An 11,002-nucleotide genomic window follows, 5' to 3' on the forward strand; every position below is an offset into this window, starting at 1 on the left:
ACTCCGACGTCATCAAGACCTATGTGCGCCTGGGACTGGGCGTGGGCATCGTCGCCGAGATGGCTATCAAGGAAGACGGCACCAACAGCGACCTGATCGCCATCGCGGCGGGCCCACTGTTCGGCATCAACGTGGCCCGCGTGGCCTTCAAGCGCAGCGCCTACCTGCGCAATTTCGTCTATAAATTCGCCGAACTGCTCAGCGACAAGCTGGACCGCGCCCTGATCACCAAGGCCATGGCCGGCCGTGTCAATGACTATGAGGTCTGACTCCCCCCCGAAGCGGCCTGCGGCCGCCTCCCCCTCAGGGGGCGCCGCAAGCGGCCCGGCAAAGCCGGTTCCGCGGCGGCCGCTTGTAAAAGAAACACATCCAGCTCAATCATGACCATGATCCTCGAACGCACCCCCACGCTCAAAACCAAGCTGCCCGCTGTCGGCACCACCATCTTCACGGTGATGTCCACCTTGGCCGCTGAAAAAGGCGCTGTCAACCTGGGCCAGGGCTTTCCTGATTTTGAGTGTGACCCGCAGCTGGTCAACGCCGTCACGGACGCAATGACCAAAGGCCTGAACCAGTACCCACCCATGACGGGCGTTCCGGCGCTGCGCGAAGCCATCTCGGCCAAGGTGGCCAAACTTTACGGCCACCGCTACGACGCCAACAGCGAGATCACCATCACTGCCGGCGCCACCCAGGCCATCATCACGGCAATCCTGGCCGTCGTTCACCCCGGCGACGAAGTCATCGTGCTGGAGCCCTGCTACGACAGCTACGTGCCCAACATCGAACTGGCCGGTGGCGTCGTAGTGCGCGTTCCCCTCACGCCAGGCACCTTCCGGCCCGACTTCGACAAGATTTCCGCAGCGATCACATCCAGGACACGGGCGATTATCGTCAACTCGCCGCACAACCCGAGCGCCACGGTATGGACCGAGGCCGACATGCTCACGCTGCAGGACATCCTGGCGCCCACCGACGTGCTGCTGATCAGCGACGAGGTCTATGAGCACATGGTGTTCGATGCGGCCCAGGGACGCATCCATCAAAGCGCCGCCCGTTTTCCAGGCCTTGCCGCGCGTGCGTTCATTGTCAGCAGCTTCGGCAAGACTTACCACGTCACCGGCTGGAAGGTCGGCTACGTGGCCGCACCCGCTGCGCTGACCACCGAGTTCCGCAAGGTGCACCAGTTCAACGTGTTCACCGTGAATACCCCTGTGCAATACGGGCTTGCCGCGTACATGGCCGATGCGCAGCCTTACCTGGACCTGCCGGCCTTCTACCAGCGCAAGCGCGACCTGTTTCGCGAAGGCCTTGCCAAAACCCGCTTCAAACTGTTGCCCAGCGAAGGCAGCTACTTCCAGTGCGTGGACATCTCCGACGTGAGCGACCTGGACGAAGCCGGGTTCTGCAAATGGCTGACCACCGAAATCGGCGTGGCGGCGATTCCCCTGTCGGCGTTTTACGGCAACGGCTTTGACCAGCGTGTGGTGCGATTCTGTTTTGCCAAAAAAGACGAAACATTGAACACGGCCCTGCAGCGGCTGGCCAAACTGTAAGCGCGGCAAGCCGGCGTGAAAGAACCTGTTTACGGTCTAAACGGGGCCGCGCAAGCACCTTCTCGGGATGGGATGCAAGGCGCGGTGCGATGCCCATAGCTCGGCTATGGGCTAGCGCCGCAGGCCGCCCGAGAAGGCGCTTGCCCTCCGGGTTGGGGGTGAAATCGCGCGATTGAGCCACCCAGGCCCTTGCATGGGCATGAGCCCATGCGGCGTGCCCGGGCGGCCCACTCATCGCCGATTGCACCCCAACGCGGCCTCGTTTAGACCGCAAACAGGTTCTAAGCCAAGGCTGTCAGTATTTGCCGACGGCTGGACAGGTGCTCATCCTGCTTGTTTGCGCCCCGCACCGGGAAACAATCACTTCACATAACAAGGAGTGCTTCAAATGTCCCTATCCCTCATTCTGCTGATCGTTCTTATTCTTATCCTCGTCGGTGCATTGCCTACCTGGGGMCACAGTCGGAGCTGGGGTTACGGGCCCAGCGGGGGTGTCGGCCTGGTGGTGTTGATCCTGGTCATCCTGCTGCTGATGGGACGCATCTAGTCCGCACCTTCCGTTGGTGATTCACCAGGGAAGATGGCCTTGCATAGCAAGGCCATTTTTTTGCGCTCCCATCTCACAAGCCTGTTTCAACTATTCAGTTGCTGCCACGCTTTTTAGCTGCGGCATAACAAGCCTTCGGCAGTTGTTAGCCTTCGCTGAAAGGTCTGGACTCAGCTATTGAGCTGAGTCCAAACCTTTTCTAACCGCTTAATGCTGACCGGCTGCGGTGTGCGCAGCTCCTGCGCAAAAAAGCTCACACGCAGCTCTTCCAGCAACCAGCGGAATTCCTGCATGCGCGCATCCACCGCGCCTTTTCGCTCAGCCACCAGCCGCCAGTAACGCTGCTCCTGCGGTCGCAACTCGGCCATCCGTGCAGCATCACGTGCCGGGTCGGCGCGCCATTTTTCCAGCCGCAACGTGATGGCCTTGAGGTAGCGTGAGAAGTGCTGCAGTTGCCCATAAGGTGTGGCCGTCAGAAAGCGTTTGGGTACCAGGCGCTGCAGTTGCTGGGCGGCATCTGCCGCGGCTTCGGCGGCATTTTTAGTGTCCTTGATCTTGCGTTGGGCCACAGCGAACTCGGTCAGGATGCCGGCAGCCAGCCGGGCCACCTCGCTGGCAATCAAGGTCAGGCGCCCTCGCCCATCGTCGATGCGTTTTTTGAACTCGGCTTCGTGCGTCGGCAACGGGTCGAGCAAAAAGGCGCGGTCCAACGCCACTTCGATGATCTGCTCGCGCAATTCCTCCAGCGTACCGCCGCCGGAATTGTCGGCGGCGCGGCCCACCAGCATGTAGCTGGTGGCCATTTTCTGCAGTTCAGGCAGGTTCTTTTCCAGGTACTTCAGCGCATCCTTGATCTGCAGCGAGAACAGCCGGCGCAAGCCGGCGCGGTGCTTCGCGGCCGCCACATCGGGTTCGTCAAACACCTCGATCGTCACCGCGTCGCCCAGATCAATGAGCGCCGGAAACCCGATCAGCGTCTGCGAACCCTTGCGGATTTCCATCAGCTCCGGCAACTCGCCAAAGCTCCAGCTGGTGTAGCGCTCCGGCGCTCTGGGCGCTATCTTTTCAGGAGCTGCTTGCGCGCGTCCTGATTGGGCTGGAGGCCGATTTGATACTGAATTTTCGGGGGATAACGTCTTTTCGGACCCAGATTCGGGTGCTTTTGCCAGGTTTTTGAGTCCCGCCAGCGCCTGGAAGGCACCCCGTGCCTGCGAGCCCAGCTCGCCCTTGAGCGCGCCCAGGTTACGGCCCGCACCCAGCTGACGGCCATGCTCGTCGACTATGCGGAAGTTCATGAACAGGTGCGGCGGCAGCATGTCCAGCTTCATGTCATTGCGCTTGACGTCCAGCGAAGTCGCGTCGCGCACCAGCTTGAGCACCGCGTCAGTCAGCGAGCCGCTGCCGAACACCTCGGGCTGCAGCAACTGCTCCGTCATGCGGGCGGCAGTGTCGGGCAAGGGCACCAGGCGCGAGCGCGGGCGCTGGTGCAGCGTCTTGATCAGCGCCTGGACCTTGTCCTTGAGCATGCCGGGCACCAGCCACTCGCAGCGCTCTTCATTAACCTGGTTGAGCGCGAACAATGGCACGTCCACCGTCACGCCATCGCGCGCGTCGCCGGGTTCGTGCAGGTAGGTCACCAGGCAATCCACGCCGCCCATTCGCAGTGTCTTGGGAAACGACTGGGTGGTAATGCCTGCAGCCTCATGCCGCATCAGTTCTTCGCGCGTCAAGAGCAGGAGCTGCGGCTGCTTTTTGACTTCCTCCTTGTACCAATGTTCGCAACTTGCACCACTGTGTACGCCAGCCGGGAGTTGCTGGTCATAAAAAGCGTAGATCAGTTCCTCGTCCACCAGCACGTCCTGGCGCCTGGCTTTGTGTTCCAGATCCTGCACCTGCTGGATCAGCTTCAGGTTCGCCGCGAGGAAAGGCAGTTTGGTGTCCCAGTTGCCAGCGACCAACGCTTCGCGGATGAATATCTCGCGCGCCGTCACCGGGTCTACACGGCCGAAATTGACGCGCCGCCCGTTGTAGACCACCAGGCCGTAGAGCGTAGCACGCTCCAGCGCCGTCACCTGCGCAGCCTTTTTCTCCCAGTGCGGGTCCAGCAACTGCTTGGCTAAAAGATGTCCGGCCACCTGCTCTATCCAGGCCGGGTCAATGTTGGCAATGCCGCGGCCAAAAAGGCGTGTGGTTTCCACCAGTTCGGCCACCACAATCCAGCGGCCCGGCTTTTTGCTCAGGCGTGCGCCCGGGTGGCGGTAGAACTTGATCCCGCGCGCACCCAGGTACCAGTCTTCCTCGTCGCTCTTGCAGCCGATGTTGCCGAGCAGGCCGCAGAGCATGGACAAATGCAGCTGCTCATAGCTGGCGGGCTTGTCATTCAGAACCCACTTTTGTTCACCCACGACGGTATGCAGCTGCGAATGGATGTCGCGCCACTCGCGCACGCGGCGGATATTGACGTAGTTCTCGCGCAGCAGGTTCTCGTACTGGCGATTGGAGAGTTTGTGGTCGGTGCCGTGGCCGCCCCGCGCATCGCCGAGCCATTTCCACAGCTTCAGGTAACCACTGAACTCGCTCTTCTCGTCATCGAACTTGGCGTGCTGCTGGTCGGCCTGGGCCTGTTTGTCCATGGGGCGGTCGCGCACGTCCTGCACACTGAGCGCGCTGGCGATCACCAGTACCTCGTCGAGCGCGTTGCGGTCCTTGGCTTCCAGAATCATGCGGCCCACGCGAGGGTCCAGCGGCAGCTTGGCCAGCGTGCGGCCGACGCCGGTGAGCTCGTTGTCCTCGTCCACCGCGCCCAGCTCGGCCAGCAGCTGGTAGCCGTCGGCAATGGCGCGGCGCTGCGGCGGCTCGATAAAGGCAAACTCTTCCACATTGCCCAGGTGCAGCGCCTTCATGCGCAAAATCACCGAAGCCAGCGAACTGCGCAGGATTTCCGGGTCGGTAAAAGGCTGCCGGCCCTGGAAGTCCTTCTCGTCATACAGTCGTATGCAGATACCATCGGCCACCCGGCCGCAACGGCCGGCACGCTGGTTGGCCGCGGCCTGCGACACCGGCTCCACCATGAGCTGCTCGACCTTGTTACGAAAGCTGTAGCGCTTGACGCGCGCCGTGCCCGCGTCCACCACGTAGCGGATGCCCGGCACGGTCAGCGAGGTTTCGGCCACGTTGGTGGCCAGCACGATGCGACGGCCGCTGTGGCCGTCAAAAATGCGGTCCTGCTCGGCCTGGCTCAAGCGAGCGAACAGCGGCAGCACCTCGGCATTGCGTGTCAGCGGCTGGTGCGCGAGGTGCTTGCGTAAATGATCGGCCGCCTCGCGAATTTCTCGCTCGCCGGGCAGAAACACCAGGATGTCCCCAGCGCTGTGCGGGCTCAGCCAGAGTTCGTCGACGGCATCGGCAATTGCATCGTTCAGGTCGTGCTCGCGCGACTCCTCAAACGGCCGGTAGCGTTGCTCGACGGGAAACATCCGGCCCGACACCATGATCACCGGCGCAGGGCCTTTGCTGGACGCGAAATAATCCGCAAAGCGCTGCGCATCAATCGTCGCCGAGGTAATGACCACTTTCAGGTCGGGCCGGCGCGGCAGCAGCTGGCGCAGGTAGCCCAGCAGAAAGTCGATGTTCAGGCTGCGCTCATGGGCYTCGTCGATGATGATCGTGTCGTAGGCTTTGAGCAGCGGGTCGGTCTGCGTCTCGGCCAGCAGGATGCCGTCGGTCATCAGCTTGACGGARGCGTCGCGCGARAGCCGGTCCTGGAAGCGGACCTTGTAGCCCACCACGTCGCCCAGCGGCGTCTTCAACTCCTCCGCGATGYGCTTGGCCACGCTGGACGCGGCAATGCGGCGCGGCTGGGTATGGCCTATCAGCCGGCCCTGTCCGGCAGGGTAATTGAGCTTGCCGCGCCCCATGGCCAGCGCGATCTTGGGCAACTGGGTGGTTTTACCCGAGCCAGTTTCGCCACAGACAATGATGACCTGGTGGGCCGCCATGGCGGCGGTGATTTCGTCGCGTTTGCCCGAAACGGGCAGCGACTCTGGAAAGGTAATGGCGAGGGGAGACAAGGATGGAGGCGAAGAAAAAGGCAAGCAGTGCAGGATAAAAGCGGCAGCAGCGCTGCCAAAGCGCTCAATTATCGGGTGTTCCAGCCCGCAGCGGACCGGCTATGGTTATGGCGCCGCGATCAGGCCGCCAGCACAGGCAGGTCGACGGCTTCCCCACTGGTCTCGTCAAACCATGCAATGCGGCTCGGGTAGCTCAGCGCGGTGCGCGACATGCCTCGCCCTATGCTCACTGCCGAAGAGGCGCGCGCATCGGATTTGGAGACCCGCAGCACGCCAAGGCCGACCTCGGCAACCCAGCGCGTCTGCTGGTTCCCTACCAAATCACCCTCCAGTGTGGTGTTAAGCACCACCGGCCGCGCCAGGGCGGCCTGGACTCTGCGCGCCAGGTGGATCAGCTGGCCGCTGTCATGGCAATTGCGCATCAGCAGCAAAAAACCGTTCTCTTCCAGGCGCCCCATTTCCACATGCGCGGGTACGGTGCGGCGCAACCGGCCGGCACATACAAACAGTGCGTGGTTGGCGGCCGCATGGCCATAGAGCTTTTCCAGCACATAAAGATTGGCCACCGACACCACAATCACGCCCAGCGGCACGGGCTCATCGCGGTAACGTCTGAAGGCCGCCTCCAGCATGTTGCCGGTTTCGCTGTGGGAGCGCATGCGCGTGACCGGGTCGTAGCTGGGGCCGTGCGCCATGGCCCGGTTCAGCTCGATCAGGTAGGAATAACGGGTCCAGAGCACAGCCGCCATGGTGGCCAGATAACACGTGCCGGCGACAGCGGTCACCGCGTGCACCTGCCACGGCACATGGGCACGGTCCAGTGCCACCCAGCTCAACCCCGCAATGGCCACCAGCATGAAGGAGACGCCCGAGACGGCCACCCAGGCCAGGCGATCCCCCCGAACGGCACTGCGAAGACTGAGCGCCATTGCCACCAGCCCCAGAAAACAGGCCACTGCCAGGCTCAGTGCCAGGGCGTGGCGCGGGCTCAATGCCCAGCCAACCGCGATATTCAGAAGAGCCAGGCTCGCCAGCCAGGTCAAGGCACGCCGGGCCGAGTCCGGGTTGCGCAGGATGCCCAGGATGGAAAACAGCAGGTAAGCCAGCAGCGCGGATACCACGCTGGCAACGTGGGCCAGGAAACGGTCCAGAACATCGGCGTTCTCGATGGGCAATCCGCCCAGGAAGGCCACCACAAAAAAGGTCGAGGCGATTGCCGAGACAGCCGCATTGACGGCAATGCGCCGCAGGGACCGGATATAGGCAAATACCGAACCGGCCAGCATCAGGCTGGCTGACCCGAAATAGCAGCCCCAAAACCCGATCGCGTATTTGTCCATGAACCTTAACCATACCCCGCCGCCCCTCATTAAGCAAACCCCCAAATGAAGTACGCCGGCAAAAAGCGCACCCTCGCCAAAGCCGGCATTTGCCTCCCTCAGGCCAGCGGTGTCTCCCTTACACTCACTGGACTTTTTCCGTTTACCGGGGAAACAGCGCCCAGGGAGACCGCTTGCCTCTTTCGCGCCGTCCCGGCTGCCCTTGACCCGCCACAACCGATCCCGAAAGCGCGCCCATGTCTGCCGTCTTCAATTTCACCTTTGTGCCCTGGTTCCGCTCGGTCGCACCCTACATACACACCCACCGCGGTAAGACGTTCGTCGTAGGCATTGCCGGCGAAGCGATTGCGGCCGGCAAGCTTCAGCACATCGCCCAAGACCTGGCACTGATCCAGAGCATGGGCGTGAAAATCGTGCTGGTGCACGGCTTTCGCCCACAGGTCAACGAGCAGCTCAAGGCCAAGGGGCACGCCGCAAAATATTCGCACGGCATGCGCATCACGGACGAAGTCGCGCTCGACTGTGCCCAGGAAGCCGCCGGCCAGCTGCGCTACGAGATTGAGGCCGCCTTCAGCCAGGGCCTGCCCAACACCCCCATGGCCGGCTCCACGGTACGGGTGATTTCGGGCAATTTCATCACCGCGCGGCCGGTCGGCATCCTCGACGGTGTGGACTTCAAGCACTCGGGCCTGGTGCGCAAGGTGGACACCGCCGCCATCGGCCGTGTGCTGGATTTCGGCGCCATGGTGCTGCTCTCGCCCTTCGGCTTCTCACCCACCGGCGAAGCCTTTAACCTGACCATGGAAGAAGTCGCCACTTCGGTGGCCATCGCCATGCAGGCCGACAAGCTGATTTTCCTGAGCGAAATTCCCGGCATACGCATCCACCACGACCAGCCCGAAAGCGAAGACAACCCCATCGACACCGAGCTGCCGCTGGCCGCTGCCGAAAAACTGCTGGCCACCCTGCCCAACGGGGAACGCCCCACCGACACCGCGTTTTACCTGCAGCACTGCGTCAAGGCCTGCAAGGCCGGCGTGGAACGCAGCCACATCCTGCCCTTCGCGGTAGACGGCGCGCTGCTCCTGGAAATCTATGTGCACGACGGCATAGGCACCATGGTGATCGACGAAAAGCTCGAAGAGCTTCGCGAGGCCACGGAAGACGACGTGGGCGGCATCCTGCAGCTGATCGAGCCTTTTGAAAACGATGGGACCCTCGTCAAACGCAGCCGCACCGAAATCGAGCGCGACGCCGCCAACTACAGCATCATCGAGCACGACGGCGTGATCTTTGCCTGCGCGGCGCTCTACCCCTACCCCGAAGCCAAAACGGCGGAAATGGCGGCGCTCACCGTTTCGCCGCAAAGCCAGGGCCAGGGCGACGGCGAGAAAATCCTCAAACGCATCGAGCAGCGCGCCCGCGCGGCCGGCCTGCAAAGCATCTTTGTACTGACCACCCGCACCATGCACTGGTTCATCAAGCGCGGTTTTGTGCAGGTAGACCCGGACTGGCTGCCCGAAGGCCGCAAGCGCAAATACAACTGGGACCGCAAGAGCCAGGTGCTGGTCAAGAAGTTGTCCTAGGGGCTTTCCCCTTGAACGGTTTTTCTTTAGCATCCGGTGACTCCTCCCATCCCATCTACACAGGAAACCCCAGCATGCTCCAGCTCCGCCCCAACTGCGAATGCTGCAACCGCGACCTGCCCGCCGAGTCGCCCGATGCCCGCATCTGCACCTTTGAATGCACGTTTTGTGTTGACTGCGTCACCACCAAGCTCAAAGGCGTCTGCCCCAACTGCGGCGGTGAATTTAGCGCACGGCCGCGCCGCCCGCCCGACATGCTGGCCAAATACCCACCTTCGAAAGAGCGTGTTTTTAAACCTCAGGGTTGCGGAGCCGCACCATGAACACCACCACCCTGCTGCTCTTTTCCATCGTGGCGCTGGTAGCCATCGCCACGCCCGGCCCCACCGTCCTGCTGGCGCTGGCCAATGGTTCGCGCTACGGCGTGCGCCGCTCCGTGCCCGGCATGCTGGGTGCCGTGGTATCGGACTTCGTGCTGGTAGGCGCCGTAGCTCTCGGTCTGGGTGCACTGCTGGCGGCCTCCGAGTTCTGGTTCTCGGTGCTCAAGTGGGCAGGCGCGGTCTACCTGGCCTGGCTGGGCATTCGCCTGCTGCGCTCACGCGGCGGATTTGAGATTCCCGCCGAAGGCATTGCCGGCATGCAGCACGGCGGCCGCGCGATTTTCATGAAGTCCTTCCTGGTGGCCGTAACCAACCCCAAGGGTTACCTCTTTTGCTCGGCCTTGCTCCCGCAGTTCATTGACCCGGCTGCCGCCCAGGCACCGCAATACCTCGCCATTTCGCTGGTATTCGCCGGCATCGATTTTTCCGTGATGTTCGGCTATGCCTTCATAGGCGCACGCGCCATACGCCTGCTCAAGGCCTCGGCCACACGCTGGATAGACCGCGCCTGCGGCGGCGCGCTGCTGGCGCTGGCGGGCTCGCTGGCGTTCTATCGGCGCGCGAACAGCTAGGCGCGCCCGGGCTGCACGGCCCCGCTATGTGCGCTGGCGCACGGACTTTTCAGGCAAGACCTGTACACTGCCGGAGTCTTTGCAAAGACTTCACATATCCCCGGCCAGGATTCTGGAAGCGCCGCCCATAGTCGGCGCTTCGCAGGGTCGTCGTTACTTTTACAGAAACATGGCCCATGTCACCTATTACCAGCCTGAGCGTTCTTGACGCCATTGCCAAAGCCGATGGCATAGAGGTCAAGCGCCAGGAAGCACTGCTCAAGACAGGCGCATTGCAGACGGCCATCCTGACGAGCGAAAATTTCTCGATCATCGCAACCGACGAAAAAGGCATCATCCAGCTCTTCAACGTCGGTGCCGAACGCATGCTGGGTTATATGGCGGCCGAGGTCGTCAACAAGATCAACCCCAGCGACATCCACGACCCCCAGGAAGTGATGGCCCGGGCACAGGCACTGAGCCTGGAGCTCGCCACCACCATCACGCCCGGCTTCGAGGCACTTGCATTCAAGGCCTCGCGAGGCATCGAAGACATTTACGAGCTCACCTATATCTGTAAAGACGGCAGCCGCTTTCCGGCCATCGTGTCCATCACTGCATTGCGCGACGATTTCGGCACCATCATCGGCTACCTGCTGATCGGCACCGACAACTCGGTACGCAAGCAGGTCGAAGTGGCCCTGAAGGAAGCGATGGCCGTGGCCGAGAAGGCCAACCTCGCCAAATCGGATTTCCTGTCCAGCATGAGCCACGAGCTGCGCACACCGCTCAGCGCCATTCTCGGATTTGCGCAGCTGATCGAGTCCGGCACACCCCAGCCAACGCCCTCGCAAAAACGCAGTGTGGACCAGATTCTCCAGGCCGGCTGGTACCTGCTGGAATTGATCAACGAAATCCTGGATCTGGCATTGATCGAGTCCGGCAAGCTGTCGCTGTCGCTGGAACCTGTGT

The 11,002-nt window shown here is 62.3% G+C and carries 8 protein-coding genes and 1 pseudogene; 7 read left to right on the top strand and 2 right to left on the bottom strand.

Annotated features, from left to right (window positions below; genetic code table 11):
• From AC1DWI_RS04295 to AC1DWI_RS04305, 3 genes and pseudogenes are all read left to right on the top strand, one after another.
• A pseudogene (locus tag AC1DWI_RS04295) lies at positions 1-269 on the top strand (transcriptional regulator); the annotation flags it as partial.
• A gap of 111 nt (positions 270-380) precedes the next feature.
• Positions 381-1,556: a pyridoxal phosphate-dependent aminotransferase gene (locus AC1DWI_RS04300; protein ID WP_477671670.1), complete on the top strand. Its 1,176-nt coding sequence runs from the start codon at positions 381-383 to the stop codon at positions 1,554-1,556.
• A 388-nt stretch (positions 1,557-1,944) separates the two neighbouring features.
• Complete coding sequence (locus AC1DWI_RS04305; protein ID WP_457282741.1) at positions 1,945-2,103, top strand: DUF3309 family protein; 159 nt, start codon at positions 1,945-1,947, stop codon at positions 2,101-2,103.
• A gap of 170 nt (positions 2,104-2,273) precedes the next feature.
• On the opposite strand, the gene hrpA is transcribed toward AC1DWI_RS04305, so the two are convergent.
• Together hrpA and AC1DWI_RS04315 are read right to left on the bottom strand one after the other, a co-directional pair.
• Positions 2,274-6,173, bottom strand: coding sequence for an ATP-dependent RNA helicase HrpA (hrpA, locus tag AC1DWI_RS04310; RefSeq protein ID WP_477724427.1), 3,900 nt, complete (start codon positions 6,171-6,173; stop codon positions 2,274-2,276).
• A gap of 119 nt (positions 6,174-6,292) precedes the next feature.
• Positions 6,293-7,513, bottom strand: a complete 1,221-nt coding sequence (locus AC1DWI_RS04315) for a sensor domain-containing diguanylate cyclase (RefSeq protein ID WP_477671672.1) — start codon at positions 7,511-7,513, stop codon at positions 6,293-6,295.
• Between the two features lie 236 nt (positions 7,514-7,749).
• On the opposite strand from AC1DWI_RS04315, the gene argA reads away from it, so the two are divergent.
• From argA to AC1DWI_RS04335, 4 genes are all read left to right on the top strand, one after another.
• Complete coding sequence (gene argA / locus AC1DWI_RS04320; RefSeq protein WP_457282738.1) at positions 7,750-9,099, top strand: amino-acid N-acetyltransferase; 1,350 nt, start codon at positions 7,750-7,752, stop codon at positions 9,097-9,099.
• Positions 9,100-9,173: 74 nt separating this feature from the next.
• Complete coding sequence (locus AC1DWI_RS04325) at positions 9,174-9,422, top strand: DUF1272 domain-containing protein (RefSeq protein WP_477671673.1); 249 nt, start codon at positions 9,174-9,176, stop codon at positions 9,420-9,422.
• Complete coding sequence (locus AC1DWI_RS04330) at positions 9,419-10,051, top strand: LysE family translocator (RefSeq protein ID WP_477671674.1); 633 nt, start codon at positions 9,419-9,421, stop codon at positions 10,049-10,051. Before AC1DWI_RS04325 ends, AC1DWI_RS04330 begins: the two co-directional genes overlap by 4 nt.
• A gap of 176 nt (positions 10,052-10,227) precedes the next feature.
• A partial coding sequence (locus AC1DWI_RS04335; protein WP_477724428.1) for a histidine kinase dimerization/phospho-acceptor domain-containing protein occupies positions 10,228-11,002 on the top strand: 775 nt, incomplete at its 3' end.

The sequence above is a fragment of the Polaromonas sp. P3_C2 genome (assembly GCF_056402675.1).